This window comes from Microbacterium sp. LMI1-1-1.1 (genome assembly GCF_040815675.1).
Classification (GTDB): Bacteria; Actinomycetota; Actinomycetes; order Actinomycetales; family Microbacteriaceae; genus Microbacterium.
On the sequence record NZ_JBFPNN010000007.1, the window covers coordinates 277,813 to 293,345 of the forward strand.

General features: G+C 72.4%; 17 protein-coding genes. 6 read left to right on the plus strand and 11 right to left on the minus strand.

From position 1 onward, the window contains the following. Positions 1-83: 83 nt before the first annotated feature. The 3 genes from MRBLMI1_RS07290 to MRBLMI1_RS07300 all read right to left on the minus strand — a co-directional run bounded on the left by MRBLMI1_RS07290 (position 84) and on the right by MRBLMI1_RS07300 (position 1,859). Positions 84-302 carry a three-helix bundle dimerization domain-containing protein gene (locus MRBLMI1_RS07290; RefSeq protein WP_367728942.1) on the minus strand — a complete coding sequence of 73 codons (219 nt, stop codon included), beginning with the start codon at positions 300-302 and terminating at the stop codon, positions 84-86. Between the two features lie 9 nt (positions 303-311). Then, complete coding sequence (locus MRBLMI1_RS07295; protein ID WP_367728947.1) at positions 312-836, minus strand: YbhB/YbcL family Raf kinase inhibitor-like protein; 525 nt, start codon at positions 834-836, stop codon at positions 312-314. A gap of 732 nt (positions 837-1,568) precedes the next feature. Next, entirely contained in the window at positions 1,569-1,859 is a 291-nt protein-coding gene (locus MRBLMI1_RS07300; RefSeq protein WP_367728949.1) for a hypothetical protein, read from the minus strand. A gap of 228 nt (positions 1,860-2,087) precedes the next feature. On the opposite strand from MRBLMI1_RS07300, the gene MRBLMI1_RS07305 reads away from it, so the two are divergent. Then, positions 2,088-3,134, plus strand: coding sequence for a PIG-L family deacetylase (locus MRBLMI1_RS07305; protein WP_367728953.1), 1,047 nt, complete (start codon positions 2,088-2,090; stop codon positions 3,132-3,134). 378 nt (positions 3,135-3,512) lie between these two features. On the opposite strand, the gene MRBLMI1_RS07310 is transcribed toward MRBLMI1_RS07305, so the two are convergent. The 4 genes from MRBLMI1_RS07310 to MRBLMI1_RS07325 form a co-directional block, all read right to left on the minus strand. After that, a complete protein-coding gene (locus MRBLMI1_RS07310) occupies positions 3,513-4,697 on the minus strand; it encodes a sensor histidine kinase (RefSeq protein ID WP_367728955.1) in 1,185 nt (394 codons plus the stop codon). After that, a complete protein-coding gene (locus MRBLMI1_RS07315) occupies positions 4,694-5,341 on the minus strand; it encodes a response regulator (RefSeq protein ID WP_367728958.1) in 648 nt (215 codons plus the stop codon). The genes MRBLMI1_RS07310 and MRBLMI1_RS07315 overlap by 4 nt, the downstream gene beginning before the upstream one ends. A gap of 409 nt (positions 5,342-5,750) precedes the next feature. Further along, on the minus strand, positions 5,751-6,170 hold the full coding sequence (locus MRBLMI1_RS07320) for an organic hydroperoxide resistance protein (RefSeq protein WP_367728960.1): 420 nt from the start codon (positions 6,168-6,170) through the stop codon (positions 5,751-5,753). 49 nt (positions 6,171-6,219) lie between these two features. Continuing rightward, entirely contained in the window at positions 6,220-6,726 is a 507-nt protein-coding gene (locus MRBLMI1_RS07325) for a MarR family winged helix-turn-helix transcriptional regulator (protein WP_367728962.1), read from the minus strand. Between the two features lie 176 nt (positions 6,727-6,902). Here MRBLMI1_RS07325 and MRBLMI1_RS07330 point away from each other — a divergent pair, with 176 nt between their 5' ends. Beyond that, positions 6,903-7,028 (plus strand): hypothetical protein, encoded by a 126-nt coding sequence (locus tag MRBLMI1_RS07330; RefSeq protein ID WP_367728964.1) that lies wholly within the window; start codon positions 6,903-6,905, stop codon positions 7,026-7,028. Positions 7,029-7,690: 662 nt separating this feature from the next. Here the strand turns inward: MRBLMI1_RS07330 and MRBLMI1_RS07335 are convergent. Next, positions 7,691-9,010: a hemolysin family protein gene (locus MRBLMI1_RS07335; RefSeq protein ID WP_367728966.1), complete on the minus strand. Its 1,320-nt coding sequence runs from the start codon at positions 9,008-9,010 to the stop codon at positions 7,691-7,693. A 174-nt stretch (positions 9,011-9,184) separates the two neighbouring features. Further along, positions 9,185-9,763 carry a PepSY domain-containing protein gene (locus MRBLMI1_RS07340; RefSeq protein WP_367728968.1) on the minus strand — a complete coding sequence of 193 codons (579 nt, stop codon included), beginning with the start codon at positions 9,761-9,763 and terminating at the stop codon, positions 9,185-9,187. A gap of 154 nt (positions 9,764-9,917) precedes the next feature. Between MRBLMI1_RS07340 and MRBLMI1_RS07345 the strand changes: the two genes are divergently transcribed. Then, positions 9,918-10,754 (plus strand): alpha/beta fold hydrolase, encoded by an 837-nt coding sequence (locus MRBLMI1_RS07345; RefSeq protein WP_367728970.1) that lies wholly within the window; start codon positions 9,918-9,920, stop codon positions 10,752-10,754. A gap of 117 nt (positions 10,755-10,871) precedes the next feature. On the opposite strand, the gene MRBLMI1_RS07350 is transcribed toward MRBLMI1_RS07345, so the two are convergent. Next, positions 10,872-12,374 carry a polysaccharide biosynthesis tyrosine autokinase gene (locus MRBLMI1_RS07350; RefSeq protein WP_367728972.1) on the minus strand — a complete coding sequence of 501 codons (1,503 nt, stop codon included), beginning with the start codon at positions 12,372-12,374 and terminating at the stop codon, positions 10,872-10,874. Positions 12,375-12,872: 498 nt separating this feature from the next. Beyond that, positions 12,873-13,538 carry a low molecular weight phosphatase family protein gene (locus tag MRBLMI1_RS07355; RefSeq protein ID WP_367728987.1) on the minus strand — a complete coding sequence of 222 codons (666 nt, stop codon included), beginning with the start codon at positions 13,536-13,538 and terminating at the stop codon, positions 12,873-12,875. A gap of 76 nt (positions 13,539-13,614) precedes the next feature. Here MRBLMI1_RS07355 and MRBLMI1_RS07360 point away from each other — a divergent pair, with 76 nt between their 5' ends. The 3 genes from MRBLMI1_RS07360 to rpsI all read left to right on the plus strand — a co-directional run bounded on the left by MRBLMI1_RS07360 (position 13,615) and on the right by rpsI (position 15,523). Then, positions 13,615-14,376, plus strand: a complete 762-nt coding sequence (locus MRBLMI1_RS07360; RefSeq protein WP_367728988.1) for a type II CAAX prenyl endopeptidase Rce1 family protein — start codon at positions 13,615-13,617, stop codon at positions 14,374-14,376. Between the two features lie 205 nt (positions 14,377-14,581). Next, a complete protein-coding gene (gene rplM / locus MRBLMI1_RS07365; RefSeq protein ID WP_367728991.1) occupies positions 14,582-15,028 on the plus strand; it encodes a 50S ribosomal protein L13 in 447 nt (148 codons plus the stop codon). Between the two features lie 24 nt (positions 15,029-15,052). Further along, a complete protein-coding gene (gene rpsI / locus MRBLMI1_RS07370; RefSeq protein ID WP_367728996.1) occupies positions 15,053-15,523 on the plus strand; it encodes a 30S ribosomal protein S9 in 471 nt (156 codons plus the stop codon). Positions 15,524-15,533 lie beyond the last annotated feature (10 nt).

Sequence of the window (15,533 nt, forward strand, 5' to 3'; positions counted from 1 at the left end):
CGGGCTCGGTGTTCGTCCGGTGTTCGTCCGGTGTTCGCCCGGGTCGGACGTGGGATGCCGCGCGGTCGTTGCCGCGGACGGGGTCAGGCCTCTGTCGTGGCGTCCTCGACGCGGGCACGGGCCTCGCGCTCGGCGATGATGTCGACGAAGTCCTTCACCGGCGCGTCGGCGAACTTCTCCACCGCGGCCACGGCCTCGTCATGCACGACCGCCGGCTCGGCATCCGGGAATCGCGCCTTGACGCGCTCCTCGACGCCGGCGATGGTCTCGTCCTTGTCGAATCCCTCCGTGCGCTGAGTCACGTCCCGACCTCAGTGCGCGTAGGTGCCGTGCAGGATCGCACGGCCCAGGGTCTTGAACGCCAGGTTGAAGGACACGACGGCGGGGGAGGCGTCGGGCTCGGCGCCGAGCTTCTCCTCCGCGACGGCGTGGACGACGAAGAAGTAGCGGTGCGGCTGGTCGCCCTGCGGCGGGGCGGCGCCCATGAAGCCGGACTCGCCGCCGTCGTTGCGGACGTGGAAGGCGCCCTCGGGCAGATCGCCCGCGGCGAACCCGGTCGGCAGCTCCGTCGTGTCGGCGGGAAGGTCCACGAGCACCCAGTGCCAGAACCCGCTCGGGGTCGGCGCGTCGGGGTCGAAGCACGTCACGGTGAACGACTTCGTGCCCTCGGGCGCGTTCGACCACCGCAGGTGCGGCGAGGTGTTGCCCTTGTCGGCGACCTGGTCGTCCTTCAGGGGCTGGCCGTCGGTGACGTCGTCGCTGACGACATCGAACGACGCCGCGGCGGGAAGCAGCGGATACGGATCGGGGCTCTGCGGTCTGGTGAGGTCAGCCATGAGCGGCACGATATGACGTCGACCTGACGGGACCGGGGGTCTTGACGGCGGCTTCCGTCGCCGTGGTTGCGCGCGTGCTGCGGGGGTTGGCCGTGAGTTGGCGCAGATGTACGCCGCGGGGGTGCGGCGGCGTGCATTTGCGGCAAGTCAGCGTGGTTTCCAGGGTGGGCGGGGGCGCGTGCTGCGGGGGTTGGCCGTGAGGTGGCGCAGATGTACGCCGTGGGGGTGCGTGGACGTGCATTTGCGGCAAGTCAGCGTGGATTCCGGGGTGGGCGGTGGTCGCGTGCTGCGGGGGTTGGCCGTGAGTTGGCGCAGATGTACGCCGCGGGGGTGCGGCGGCGTGCATTTGCGGCAAGTCAGCGTGGATTGGGCGTGCTGCGGGGGTTGGCCGTGAGGTGGCGCAGATGTACGCCGCGGGGGTGCGGCGGCGTGCATTTGCGGCAAGTCAGCGTGGATTGCGGGTCCGCGCCCGGACGGCTCCGCTGGGAGTGCCGATGCCGCCCGGGCTGTCCGGGGCTCCGAAGCCGAGGCGGTGACCGGCCACCTTCGGCTTGGATGGCTCACGCTACGACCGCCGCCGTCGCCGACCCCGGGCTTGACGAGCCCCCCTGACGTCTGTGCGGCCGGGGTGCGGTGGCTCGTGCTCGGGTGTGGGGCGGTGGGAGTGGCCCCGGGGCGCCGGAAGTGGCCCCGGGGCCACTTCGATAGAGGGGGAGAGGGCCGGCGGCGGGGTCAGGCGTCGGTGAGGGGCAGCGAGAGGAGCTCGCGTGCGGCAGCGTGGCATCCATGAGGCGAGGGGATGCCGTAGTCGGACTCGACCACGGCGTGGAGGTCCGCGGCGAGCTGTTCGACCGAGGTGCCGTCGGCGAGAGCGGCGAGGACGGGGACGATGAGGTCGTCGTACTCGTCCTCGGGCCAGCCCGCGCCGATGTCGTGGACACCGATCGGGTCCCAGGCGTAGAGGACGGCACGAACACGCAGGGCGTTGGGCGACAGTGACCGCGGCGGCGAGGACGTCTGCATGCCTGGAGTGTTCCCGGCCTCTCTAGGTGTGGGCTGTGCGGGGTCGATGCACCCGGTGAACAGACGCGAAGACCCGCCGGGCGGGTGGGTGGGCGGTACCTGGGCGGCGGGGATGGTTCCACCTCGCGGCGCTCGTGCGGCGGCTCCGCGGCGCGTGGGATGGAAGCCACGTGTGCCGGTGCGCGGTCCCTGCAGCGGTCCGCCCGGCCGTGACCCGGGAAGGACACCGTGCAGCCCGACGACCTCGAGACCCCGAGCGACCGTGTCCGCGCTCGCCGTCTCGCCCGCCGTGCGACGCTGACCCGCCGCGGGCTGCTCGTCGGAGGTCTCGTCGCCGCCGGAGGCGCGGTCACCGCGTTGGTCGCGGCGACCCTGCCCGACGGGGGCCCGCTGGATGCGGCGCCGCAGGGGGTGGCATCCCTCCCCCCGCCCGTGCCGACCGAGGGGCCCGTCTCGCCCGCCGCGGAACCCGCCGGCGCGCAGACGCTCCTGTCTATCTGGGCGCACCCCGACGACGACATCATCTTCTCGAACCCCGGGCTGACGGAGGCGATCGCGGAGGGCGCGACCGTCCGGACGGTGTTCGTCACCGGCGGCGACGCCGGACGCGGGCTCGACTACATGCGGTCGCGCGAGCTCGGGATCATGAAGGCCTATAACCGCATGCGCGGCAGCACCGCCGACTGGACGCCGCGGCAGATCACCCTGCTGACGGGCGCGCGCGTGACGAGGTTCGTCCCGGACGACGACCCGCGGTTCTCGCTGACCATGCTGCGCCTTCCGGACGGGAACCTGGATGCCACCGGCTTCGCCGCCACCGGACGCACGGGTCTGACGCAGCTGCTCGACGGCCGGGCGCCCACGCTCAGCCCGCTCGACGGAAGTCCCGCCCTCGACGTCACCCGGCTGCGGGCGAGTCTCGCGGAGCTGGTGGGGGCGGCCCGGCCGACACGGGTGTCGACGCACATCCCGCGGGGGAGTGCTTTTGCAGCCGGCGACCATCCCGACCACTCGTGCGTCGGGGAGCTCGCCCGCGGCGCGATGCCTTCGGCCGGGGTGTCGGCGGCGGCGGTGTCGTACTTCCTCGGCTATCCGTCGCAGTCGCAGCCGGCCAACGTCGCCGGCGAGCGGCTGGACGACAAGGTCGAGACCTACCGCACCTACGCGCAGGACGACCCGGTGATCCGCTGCGCCGACGCCCACGCCTGTCTCGCGCAGCGCGGCTTCGGGCAGTGGCTGCAGCGGTCGTACAGCAAGAGCGACGCCGAACTGTAGCCGCGCTGAGCCGGCTCGCCGCGCGGGCGGGGGTTGGTGTCTTGGGGGCGTCGGCCGGTGTCGTGGGGCGTCGGCCGGTGTCGTGGGGCGTCGGCCGGTGTCGTGGGGCGTCGGCCGGCGCTGCGGGGCGCTGTTTGTGCACGGGGGCGGTCGATGCTCGCCCCGGTGCACGAATGGCGCCCCGGACGGGAGCAGGAGGGGGTTCGGCCGCGGGGTGGGGCCGTTCGCAGGGACGGCGCCCCGACCGGGGCTGGGGCCGCGGGGAGGTGGCGGGGGTGGCCGGCGCCTTGTGGGACGCTGTTTGTGCACGGGGGCGGTCGATGCTCGCCCCGGTGCACGAATGGCGCCCCGAACGGGAGCAGGAGGGGGACGGCCGGGTCAGGCGTCGGCGGAGCGCCGCGGGACCGAGACCGACAGCCGGAACCCGCCGTCGGCGGGCGAGGCCTCGAGGTGGCCGCCCAGCAGCTCGGCGCGCTCGCGCAGACCGCGGAGCCCCGTGCCGCTGGAGGGGAGGGTCAACGCGTCCATGGTCCCGGACGAGTTGCAGACCACCACGTCGATCGTCGTCGTGGTCGCGACGGCGCTCACGTCGACCCGCGCCCCCGGAGCGTGCTTGCGAGCATTGGTGAGACCCTCCTGGACCGTGCGGTAGACGGCACGCTGCACCGCCGGAGCCAGATCGTCGGGCAGGTGCGAGCGGAGGGTGGCATCCATCCCGCTCTCCTCGACGAGGCGGGGGAGGTCAGCGATCGTCGGCTGCGGCGCCTCGGACGGGGTGACCACGCCCTCGGCGCGCAGGACCCCGACCATCTGGCGGAGCTCGTCGAGCGTGCGGACGGCGAGGGACCGGATGACGCGGGCGCCCTGCTGCGCCGTCGGATCGGCGGACGCGACCTGGAGCGCCCCGGCCTGCACAGCGATCAGGCTGACCTGGTGCGAGACGACGTCGTGCATCTCGCGGGAGATGCGGGCGCGCTCGCCGCGGAGGACGTCCTGCTCGTCGCGACGGCGCTCGGCCTCCCGGGCGGCCGAGAGGTCGGCGAGGCGGTCGGACAGCTCGTGCCGTGTGCGGACGAGCGCGCCGAGGGCGATCGGCGTCGCCGCGTACATCAGCGCGTACAGGAGCGACGGCGCGAGGTAGTCCAGCGGCGGCATCTGCCAGTCCGGGAGCAGGAAGCAGAGGAACGTCACCGCGCCGGCCACGACCATCGGCCAGACGCGGCGGGTCCGGACCGACAGCGCGTAGAGGACGATCGGGGTGGCGATCGTCATGGCATCCACGACGAGTCCCGGCAGGACCATCGCGAACGCCACCCACGGCAGCCGGCGGCGCAGCAGCACGCCCGCGACCGCGACGACGGCGAGGGTCGTCTCGAACGGCGACCACCAGCCGACCGCGACCGCGACGTCGACGAACGCGGCGCCGGCGAGCACGACGTCCACGAGCAGGGCGAACCACCACCGGTGGCGGATCTCCGCGAAACGGAGGCGGAGGGATGCCACGGCGGAGGGCGCCGCGGGGGAGGGGGTCTCGCGGGGGCGGGACTCCGCGGCATCCCTCATCTGCGGTCGCTGCCCACGCGGGCGCGCTCCGCGATGAGCGCAGCCTCGAGACGGGACGACACGGCGAGCTTGGCGAGGATGGCGCTGACGTGGTCCTTGACCGTCGCTCCGCTCAAGTGGAGGCGGCGGCCGATCTCGGCGTTCGACTCGCCCGTGGGCAGCCGCGACAGCACGTCGCGCTCGCGCTCGGTGAGGAGGCTCACGCGCTGCAGCGCGTCGCGGTCGGCGCCGCCGGCGTACCCCTCGACGAGGGTCCGCGACACCTGCGGGGAGAGGACGACGCCTCCCGCGGCCAGCGTGCGGACCATGGCCGCGAGGTGTTCCGGGGCGGTGTCCTTGACGAGGAACCCCGAGGCGCCGTCCTGCAGCGCGCGGGCGATGTACTCGTCGGTGTCGAAGGTCGTCAGGATGCCGATGATCGGACGCATCGGCTCGTCGCGCAGCTCCGCGAGCACATCGAGGCCGCTCCGACCGGGCATGCGGATGTCGAGCAGCACGACGTCGGGGTGCAGACGGCGGATCGTGTCGACCGCGTCGTCGCCGTCGACCGCGGCGACGACCTCGATGTCGTCCGCGGCCCCGAGGATCAGCTGGAAGCCCGAACGGACGAGCGCTTCATCGTCCACCACCACGACACGGATCACGACAGACACCATACGATGTGCGGCTCTCCGCGTGCTGGAGGGGGTGAAGCCCCGGGCCGGGGGCGGGTGAGGTGGGGCCCTCGGGCCAGGGGTGCGGAGGGCGGGCCGTCGGGCCCGGGGTGCGGCGGGCGGCCGGGGTCGGACCGTCGGCTCGGGCAGGGCCCGTGGCATCCATCCGGGGCGACGACGACAGGGGCGGGAACGCCAGAGTGCCCGAGGCGAGGATGCCACGGGGGCACCGGTGCCTCGGGCACTCGCGGGTGCGGCACCATGGGGGCGGTGCCGGCGGGGGTGCGGCACCGTGGGGGCGGTACCGGCGGGTGCGGCGCCGTGGGGGTGGCGTGCCGCGATGGACCGGAACGGGATGCTGCGTGGGGGTGCGGCACCCCGCCCCGGCCGTCTGTGGGGGTCAGTCGTCGGAGACGGTGACCGTGACCTCGATGTTGCCGCGGGTGGCGTTCGAGTAGGGGCAGACCTGGTGCGCCTCGTCGGCGAGCTGCTGGGCCAGGTCGTGCTCGACGCCCGGGAGGACGACCTCGAGGAGCACGGCGAGCTGGTAGCCGCCCTGTCCGTTCGGGCCGATCTGGACGCGGCCGCCGACCGAGGAGTCCTCGAGCGTGATCTTGTGACCGCGGGCGACGGCGTGCAGCGCACCGTGGAAGCACGCGGCGTACCCGGCGGCGAAGAGCTGCTCGGGGTTGGTGCCCTGGCCGGAGCCGCCCATGTCCTTGGGCGGGGCGACCTCGAGGTCGATGTAGCTGCCGGCGGTCACGTGACCGGTGCGACCGTGACCGGTCGAGATGGCTTCAGCGGTGTAGAGAACGTCCATGGGGTGTTCCTTTCTCTGGACGGGGGGAGGGATGCCGCAGGCGCGGGGCTCAGGCGGAGCGCCGACGCGCGGTCGTCTTGGGGCGGCGGGCCGGGGCGCCGACCGCGGAGAGCACCGCGTCGGGCTGGTCGCGCAGGCTCTTCATCGCGTCGGTCAGCTGGTGGAGGGCGTCGACGAGCTCGCGGGCGCTGTCGGCGTCGGTGAGGCCCGCGCCGTAGGCGATGCACTGCGGTACGTGCGCGAGCTCCTCGCGCATCTCGCGGCCGCGGTCGGTGAGGGTGACCGCGACCACGCGCTCGTCCTCCTCGCTGCGGCGGCGGACGACGTAGCCGGCGTCCTCCATGCGGGCGAGCATCGGGGACAGGGTGCCGGAGTCCAGCTGCAGCGCCTCGCCGAGGCTGCCGACGGTCTGGTCGCCGTCGGACCACAGCGTGACGAGGGCGATGTACTGCGGGTAGGTGAGGTTCCAGGGTTCGAGGAGCACGCGGTAGGCCTGGGTGGTGGTGCGGTTCGCGGCGTAGAGCGCGAAGCAGACGAGGGCGTCGACGGCGGGCATGCGGCAAGCATTGCACACAACTGAATTGTGCACAACTCTCCTTCGGTGGTTCTCCGGCCGCGCTTCAGGCGAGGTGGGCGGCGGTACGGCGAGGGCCGACACGCCCGGCGATCCGTTGGTCCCGCGCGATGTCAAGCCCTGCCGCAGAGCCCGGTCGCGCCCTGAACATGGTCCGCATGACCCCCCGAAGCGACGCGAGCATGACCTCGTCGTCCGGTCTTCCCGCCGACGGAGACCGCGACCTCCTCGCCATCAACGGGCACCACTTCGATCTCGGCATTCCGGAATCGTCGGTCGGCTGACCGGCATCCGGCGCGTGTTCCCGCCGGGGGGCGCGCACCCGCCTCGTGCCGTGCGTCCGGGGTGGCCTCTCGCCGCCTCACTTAGGGCGTCCGACCGTCCGTCCGGCGCGCTCACGCGAGTGGCCCCGGGGCCACTTTGCGCGCCCCGGGGCCACTTGCGTGTGCGCGGGTGTCTGGGCCAGGGCGGGCGTCAGCGCGGGGGCTGAGCGGGTGATGCGGGGCCGTGGTTGGCGAGTGGCCCCGGGGCCTCTTTGCGCGCCCCGGGGCCACTTGCGTGCGTGGGTGTCTGGGCCAGGGCGCGGGCGTCAGCGCGGGGGCTGAGCGGGTGGTGCGGGGTCGTGCATGGTGAGTGGCCCCGGGGCCACTTTGCGCGCCCCGGGGCCATTTGCGTGCGTGGGTGTCGGGGCCAGAGCGCGGGCGTCGGCGCGGGGGCTGAGCGGGTGGTGCGGGGTCGTGCATGGTGAGTGGCCCCGGGGCCACTTTGCGCGCCCCGGGGCCATTTGCGTGCGTGGGTGTCGGGGCCAGAGCGCGGGCGTCGGCGCGGGGCTGAGCGGGTGATGCGAGGCCGTGGTTGGCGAGTGGCCCCGGGGCCACTTTGCGCGCCCCGGGGCCACTTGCGGAGACCGGGCGGAGTTGCGGCCGAACGTCGTCGAGAGAGCCGCTTACTCCGCAGCGCGCTCCACCGGGGCGGGCGGGGCCTCGGCCGCGTCGTCGTCGCCGATCACGTGGCGGGTCACCAGCAGCTCCGAGACGCGGCGGCGGTCCACGGCGCTGACCTGCAGCGTCGCGCCCTCGACCTCGACGATGTCGCCCACGCGCGCGAGACGGCCCAGCCGCTCGATGACGAAGCCGGCGACGGTGTCGGAGGCACCGCGGGGGAGCGCGACGCCGGTCGCCTCCTCGAAGTCCTGCAGATTGAGGCGGCCCTCGACCACCCCGTGCTCGCCCTCGGCGAGGGGCTGCTCGGCGTCGGTGTCGTACTCGTCGAAGATCTCGCCGACGACCTCCTCCACCAGGTCCTCGAGCGTGACGATGCCGTCCGTTCCGCCGTACTCGTCGACGACGACGGCGATGTGACTGCCGTCCGCCCGCATCGACGTCAGCGTGGGCAGCACGCGGGCCGTCGAGGGGATGTACCGGATGGTGCGCATCACGGACGTGATGGGGCTCTGCGGGTCGTCGTACAGGTCGCGGACGTGCACGAACCCGATGACGTCGTCGATCGTCTGCTCGGCCACGGGATAGCGGGAGTACGGAAGGTCGCGGACCTGCTCGATGGCCTCGCCGATCGTGCCGGCGGCATCCAGGGTCACCACCTCCGGACGCGGGCGCATGACCTCGCTCACGTGCCGGTCGCGCAGGGAGAGCACGTCGTCGAGGATGCGCCGCTCGTCCGCGGGGAGACCCTCGTGGCTGGAGACGATGTCGCGCAGCTCCTCCTCGGTGAGCTCCTCGCCGGTCTTGTTCGGGTCGCCGCCGAGCAGACGGACGAGGAGGTTCGTCGAGAGGGACAGCAGCCAGATCGCGGGCCGCATTAGCGTGGCGAAGCCGTTCAGAACGGGGGCGACCGCGTACGCGAACGACGCGTTCCGCTGGATCGCCAGACGCTTGGGCACGAGCTCGCCGAGCACCAGCGACAGGTACGCGATGACGAGCGTGAGGGCGATGGTGGCGACGGTGCCCGCGGCCGCTTCGCTCAGTCCGAGCGAGACGAACAGTGGCGTCACCGACGGCGCGATGGACGAGGCGCCGTACGCGGCAGACGCGAAGCCGGCGACCGTGACGCCGATCTGCACGGCGGACAGGAACGTGTTGGGGTTCCGGGCGAGGTCGGCGACCTTCTGCCCGCGCTTGCCGCGCGCCGCGAGGCCGTTCACCTGGCTCTCGCGCAGCGTGACGAGGGCCATTTCGGTCGCGGCGAAGACGCCGCCGATCAGGACGAACACGACGACCAGGACGATATTGAGAGCGAGGTCGTTCATCGATTCACCTCCCCCGTTCCGAGAGACGCGCCCGGGGTCACCCGGGCGCTCGTACTATGACCGTCGGAATCGGCAGAAAGGCTCATGTCCCGAGTGTAGTGAGGGCAGGCTGAACGGATGCCGCCCGGCCGGGGGCTTGCGCACGGGATAGTCGCTGTGATCGCGGGCCGGCGCTCAGCGATCGGTGCGCAGGATCGCGCCGTCGGCGGCGGAGACGTACACGTCGACGTCGTCGCGGAAGCCGACCTCCCACGCCCACGTGCCGTCCTCGTCGTCCAGCGTGACGTCGTCGATGCCGGCACCCGACGGGTTCTGGGCCGCGGCGATGCGGATCGCGTCGGCGAGGGTCGTCACGGCGCTGTCGAGCGCGGCGCGGTCCTCGTCGTCGAGGCCGTCGTCGTCGTCGCGCGAGGAATCCACGGTCGAGCCGTCGGCGCTGACGCGCACCTCGACCTCGCGGTCGCCTGCGGCGACGTGGACCTCCCACGTTCCGTCGTCCTCCTGGTCGAGCTCGATCGCGCGACCACCGGCGGAGGACTCGGCGGTGGTGGCCGCGGCGACGGCCGTCTCCCACGTCGAGGCGGTGTCGCTGCCGCCACCAGTGGGGGCCGGGGCGGCGCTGCTCTGGCCGCCGGATCCCTGGTCGGCGGTGACGGTCACGGTCGGTGCGGCGGCGTCGCTCCCGTTCGAGCACGAGGTCAGCACGAGCGCGGAGGCGACGGCGAGCAGGGCGAAGGCGGGGGTGCGGTTCATGCCCCGAGGGTAACGACCGACCTCGTTCGTCACGGCCCGCTTGCGCCCGCGGCATCCCGTGTGCCCGGGATGACTCGGCGACCGGTCCTAGCGGAGGCCCGCGCGACCGTCAAGACGTGGGGTTCGGTCAGGTTCGGTGTCGAATATGTCGGCCATGAGCGAGATCACCGCACACCACGGACTGCTGACCGACATCAACCTCCACGTGGACGACACCGGCGGCTCGGGCCGTCCCGTCGTCCTCATCCACGGCTGGCCCCTCTCGGGCGAGTCCTGGGCCCACCAGGTCCCCGTCCTCGAAGAGGCCGGCTACCGCGTCGTCACCTACGACCGCCGCGGCTTCGGCCGGAGCGACAAGCCGCGTTCGGGCTACGACTACGACACCTTCGCGGACGACCTCGAGGCCGTCCTGACCTCCCTCGACCTGCGCGACGTCACGCTCGTCGGCTTCTCGATGGGCGGCGGCGAGGTGGCGCGGTACATCTCCCGCAACGGTGCCGCGCGCATCCACAGCGTCGTCTTCGCCGCGGCCGTCCCGCCGTACCTGGCCAAGACCGACGACAACCCGGAGGGCCCCCTCGACGACGCGACCGCGGACGGCATGAAGAGCGGTCTGAAGGACGACGAGAAGGCGTTCTACCACCAGTTCACGACCGACTTCTTCTCGGTCGACGGCGAGCTGAAGGTGTCGGAGGCCGACCGCGCCGAGGCCGAGCGCCTCGCCAACCAGGCCGACCACCACGCGGCGCTGAAGTCGATGGAGGCGTTCGCCACGACCGACTTCCGCGAGGACCTGCCCAAGGTCACCGTCCCCACCCTCGTCATCCACGGCGACGGCGACGCGACGGTCCCCTTCGAAGGCTCGGGCAAGCGCACGCACGAGGCCATCGCCGGCAGCGAGCTCCACGTCGTCAGCGGCGCCCCGCACGGTGTGAACGTCAGCCACGCCGACGAGTTCAACCGCGTGCTCCTCGACTTCCTGCAGCGCTGAGCCCGCGGCATCCCCGGTCCGCCTTCTCTCTCGCCCGCGTTCGCGCGGAGGAGGACCCGGGATGCCACGACGCCCCCGCCACCATGATCGGTGGCGGGGGCGTTCGCGTGTGCGGGCTCAGTCGCGGGGCGTGAGCAGGTCCTGCGGGAGCGCCTCGGTGCCGCCGGTCTGGACCGCGTCGCGGGAGGCCTGACGGTCCGAGCGGCCGGTGCGGGCGGGGCGGTCGCCACGCGGGGTCGCGGCCGGGGTCGCGGTGTAGGTGCCGTAGCCGCCGTATCCGTAGCCGTATCCGCCGTAGCCGTACGCGTCCGGACCGCGGGTCGGGACCATCGTGAGGGCCACGCCGGCGACCTTCGCACCGACCGTCTCGAGCGCGTCGAACGCGCCGGTGAGCTGGTGGGTGGTGGTCTTGCCGGCGGCGACGATGACGATCGCGCCCGCCGTGGACTTCGAGAGCACCGCGGCGTCGGTCACCGGCAGCAGCGGGGGAGCGTCGCAGAGGACGACGTCGAACTCGGCCGTGAGCGCCTCGAGCAGCTGGTTCATCTGCTTCGAGCCGAGCAGCTCGCTCGGGTTCGGCGGGATCTTGCCGGCGGGCAGGACGTACAGCGGGCGACGGCCCCACGGGAGCATGACGTCGGCGACGCGGGCGCGTCCGATGAGCACGTCGGTCAGACCGGCGTTGCCTTCGAGTCCGAGGTACTCGGCGACCTTCGGCTTGCGGAGGTCGCAGTCGAGGAGCGCGACGCGCTTGCCCGCGTCGGACAGGGCCACGGCGAGGTTGATCGTCGTCGTCGACTTTCCCTCGCTCGGCAGGCTCGAGGTGACGACGAAGCTGTGCCCGCCGTCCATCTCGAGGAACTGCAGGTTGGTGCGCAGCGAGCGGAACGCCTCGGAGCGGGTGTTGTGCGGGTCGGCCTCGAGGATGAGCGGCCGCTCCTTCGCCTTCGGGTCGAAGGGGATCGCCCCGATGATCGGGCGGTCGGTGAGACCCTCGACGTCGCGGGGCGTGCGCACGCGGTTGTCGAGGACCGCGCGCAGGACCGCGAAGCCGATGCCGAGCGCGAGGCCGACGAGAGCGCCGAGCGCGAGGTTCAGCGGGACGTTGGGCGAGACCGGCGCGGAGGACGGGACGGCGTCCTCGGTGAGGGTCAGCTTGACCGGGCTCGGGTCGCCCTCGTTCGTCGTCTCCAGGCGCGGGACGGCGGCGGTCAGGCTCGCGGCGACGTTGTTGGCGATATCCGCGGCGAGGGTCGGGTCGGGGTCCGACACCGAGATCTGGATGAGCGTCGTGTTGAGCGTGTTGGACGCGGTGACCTTCTCGGCCAGCTGCGCCGCCGTGAAGGGCAGCTCCATCTGCGAGACGACAGGCGCGAGGACGACCTGCGTGCCCACGAGGTTCACATAGGTGGCGACGCGCGCCTGGGTGAAGCTCGAGCCCTGCTGCAGCTCCTGCACCGACCCGGAGGTCTGCGTCGAGACGAACACCTCGGCCGAGGCCTCGTACTGCGGCGTGCGGGTCAGCGAATAGCCCGCGGCGATCGCGATACCCAGAAGGGTCGTCGCCAGGATCACCAGCCAGTTCTTTCGCAGAATGCGGATGTAGTCGCTGAGCTCCATGGCACCTCTTCTGTCAGCCCCCGGGTCATCATGCCACAGACGTGTTTCGCGGCCGTGTCCTGAAATCGGGCCTCGCGGCGCCTTTTCGCACCCCGGCCCGCGCTGTTTCGCGCCGGGTCGTCGTGGTGGTGGTGGGGGGGCTGTGACTTGGCGCAGATGTACGCCGTGGGGGTATGGGCGCGTGCATTTGCGACAAGTCAGCGCTGTGGTGGTGGCCGCGGCCGTGGTGGTGGTGGGTGGGTCGCCGTGACTTGGCGCAGATGTACGCGGTGAGGGTGCAGGGGTGTGCATTTGGGGCAAGTCAGCGCTGTGGTGGTGGCCGCGGCCGTGGTGGTGGCCGTGGTGGTGGTGGGGTGCCGTGACTTGGCGCAGATGTACGCCGTGGGGGTATGGGCGCGTGCATTTGCGACAAGTCAGCGCTGAACAACGCCGTGCACAGAACGTCAGTGCGGGGAAGGGGCCAGCGCGCAGAAGGGGGCGTCAGCGCAGAAGGAAGAGTCAGCGCGGGGAGGGGGAGAGGGCGGCACGGATGACACGGGTCACGGCATCCATTCCGGGCATCAGCTGCCGGGCGGAGAGCTGATACGTGTCCCACGAGCGGCGGTAGGGGTCGACGACGTCGTCGTCGGCGGGGTCCGCGGGCAGCTCCGCCTCGCCCCGACGCTGCGACAGGAGGGCGAGCGCGGCCCGTACCCGTGCGTGGGGGTCGTCGCCGGCCTCGTCCGCGGCGCGGGCGATCGCCGCATCGTCGACGCCGTCGGCGAGGCGGGCGAACTCCCGGGAGGTGAACGCGGCACGCGTCCGGGCCGGTGCGAGGGCGACGGCGGCGGATCGGTGCTCCCGCGTCATCCCGAGGACGAGGTCGACGTCGTCCAGGTGCGTCTCGTTCAGCCAGCGTGCGAGGTGGCCGGCGCTGGTCGCGGGATCCACCCCCAGCTCGGCGGCCAGGCGGAGCGCCTCCGGGGTCATCGGCTTGTCGACGAGACCACGCGTCCCGGCGCTCGCGACGACGACGTCGAGGTCGGCGAGGCGAGCGGCGAGGATCTGGGCGGCCAGGGGAGAGCGGCAGATGTTGCCGGTGCACACGGTGAGGATCCGCACGGTGCGATCGGCGGCGGGCGCGGCGTCTCCCGCGAACAACGAGGACAGGTCCAGGTCCAGCACGGTTCCCCCTTCCGCGATGCCCCGGGTCGCTCGGGCGCGGCGAGTCTATCGGCCCGCGCCCGGTAGCCTGGCGCGCATGGAGCAGACCCTCGAGTCGCCGCCCGCCGAGAAGCGGCCGCGGCGCCGTCCGCCCCGCCGGACGTGGCGCGAGGGCGGGTCGAGCACGGCGCGCTGGACGCTCGAACTCCTCGGCTGGGCGCTCCTCTCTCTTGGCGCCGGGGTGCTCCTGGCCAACGCCGCCGCCCTGCTCCTGCCGGCCGCGATCGCGGCCCCCGTCGCGCAGGCGGCGATCTGGCTGGGCTTCGCGGTCCCGATCGTCCTCGCGTTCCGCCGCTCGCGCCCCCGCGGACTGCTGCGCTTCCGCGCCCTGGACCTCATGTACGGCCTCGTGTTCGGCGTCGCCCTCCGCCTCGCTGACGGCGCCCTGCAGGGGATGGGAGGAACGCCCGCCCCCTGGCCCACCACCTTCTCGATCGACGGCAGCCTCCCCGACGGGTTCGCGCTCGAGGCGGCCCTGGGCTCGATCGTGGCGCCGACGCTGGAGGAGTTCTTCTTCCGTGGCGTCGTCCTCGTCGCCGCCTACAGCGTGTTCCGCCGGATGAGCGGCCGGATCGCGGGCGGCGTCGCGGCGGCCGCCGTCTCCACCGGGCTCTTCGTGATCGCCCACCTCCTCGTGGAGGGGATGGATGCCACCGGCGTGCTCGCCCTGGTCCTGCTCGGTGTCGTCGCCTCGGCGCTCGTCCTCGGCACCGGCCGGATCTGGGCGGCGGTCGTCACGCACATCGTGTTCAACGCGACGGGGTTCCTGCTCGTCGCGGTCGGGACCATGCTGTCCTGAGTGACCCGTGCCCGCGGTGCGGGACGACGGCGGTTTGGTCGTGGCATCCGGATGCCGTAGACTATCCCTTTGGTGCCCGCCTCTCTGCGAGCGGGTAGCACGAACGTGAGCCCTCCACCGGCCCTGTTCCCCGTCATCGGCGGAGAACGGACCACCGGAGCGGGATTCACGAACTCCTCCGTTCGATCAAGAAAGCAGCACTACTGTGACGCGCACTTTCACCCCCAAGGCCGCTGAGGTCACGCGCGAGTGGGTCGTTATCGACGCCACCGACGTCGTCCTCGGCCGTCTGGCCTCGCACGCGGCGGCCATCCTCCGCGGCAAGCACAAGGCGACCTTCGCCAACCACATCGACTCCGGTGACTTCGTCATCGTCATCAACGCCGAGAAGGTCGCGCTGACGGGTCAGAAGCTCCAGAAGAAGATGGCCTACCGCCACTCGGGCTACCCGGGCGGCCTCAAGGCGGTCAGCTACGAGGAACTCCTCGAGAAGAACCCCGTCCGCGCGGTCGAGAAGGCCATCCGCGGCATGCTGCCCAAGAACAGCCTCGGCGCGGCGCAGCTCAAGAAGCTCAAGGTCTACCGCGGCGCGGAGCACCCCCACGGTGCCCAGCAGCCCACCGCGTACACCTTCGACCAGGTCGCCCAGTAAGCGCCGCCGGATAAGGACGAAACAGTGTCGAACATCGACTCCAGCAACTACAGCACCGAGACGCCGGCCGAGCAGTCGACCGTCGCCGCCGAGCGCCCCGTTCTCTCGGTCCCCGGCGCAGCCGTGGGCCGTCGCAAGCAGGCCATCGCCCGCGTGCGCCTCGTCCCCGGTTCGGGCACGATCACGGTCAACGGCCGCACGGTCGAGGACTACTTCCCGAACAAGCTGCACCAGCAGCTGATCAACGACCCCTTCACGGTCCTCGAGCTCGCGGGCTCGTACGACGTGATCGCCCGCATCTCGGGTGGTGGCCCCTCGGGCCAGGCCGGCGCGCTGCGCCTCGGCATCGCTCGTGCCCTGAACGAGATCGACGCCGAGAACAACCGCCCGACCCTGAAGAAGGCCGGCTTCCTCTCGCGCGACGCTCGCGTCAAGGAGCGCAAGAAGGCCGGTCTCAAGAAGGCCCGCAAGGCGCCTCAGTACTCCAAGCGCTGAGTTCGAAACT

Excerpts from the sequence above, each read along its gene's own strand:
- MRBLMI1_RS07360 (WP_367728988.1), top strand. The coding sequence starts at position 13,615 with ATGGAGCAGACCCTCGAGTCGCCGCCCGCCGAGAAGCGGCCGCGGCGC.
- MRBLMI1_RS07330 (WP_367728964.1), top strand. The coding sequence starts at position 6,903 with ATGACCCCCCGAAGCGACGCGAGCATGACCTCGTCGTCCGGTCTTCCC.
- MRBLMI1_RS07300 (WP_367728949.1), bottom strand. The coding sequence starts at position 1,859 with ATGCAGACGTCCTCGCCGCCGCGGTCACTGTCGCCCAACGCCCTGCGT.
- MRBLMI1_RS07295 (WP_367728947.1), bottom strand. The coding sequence starts at position 836 with ATGGCTGACCTCACCAGACCGCAGAGCCCCGATCCGTATCCGCTGCTT.
- MRBLMI1_RS07340 (WP_367728968.1), bottom strand. The coding sequence starts at position 9,763 with ATGAACCGCACCCCCGCCTTCGCCCTGCTCGCCGTCGCCTCCGCGCTC.
- MRBLMI1_RS07310 (WP_367728955.1), bottom strand. The coding sequence starts at position 4,697 with ATGAGGGATGCCGCGGAGTCCCGCCCCCGCGAGACCCCCTCCCCCGCG.
- MRBLMI1_RS07345 (WP_367728970.1), top strand. The coding sequence starts at position 9,918 with ATGAGCGAGATCACCGCACACCACGGACTGCTGACCGACATCAACCTC.
- MRBLMI1_RS07320 (WP_367728960.1), bottom strand. The coding sequence starts at position 6,170 with ATGGACGTTCTCTACACCGCTGAAGCCATCTCGACCGGTCACGGTCGC.
- MRBLMI1_RS07335 (WP_367728966.1), bottom strand. The coding sequence starts at position 9,010 with ATGAACGACCTCGCTCTCAATATCGTCCTGGTCGTCGTGTTCGTCCTG.
- MRBLMI1_RS07325 (WP_367728962.1), bottom strand. The coding sequence starts at position 6,726 with ATGCCCGCCGTCGACGCCCTCGTCTGCTTCGCGCTCTACGCCGCGAAC.
- MRBLMI1_RS07350 (WP_367728972.1), bottom strand. The coding sequence starts at position 12,374 with ATGGAGCTCAGCGACTACATCCGCATTCTGCGAAAGAACTGGCTGGTG.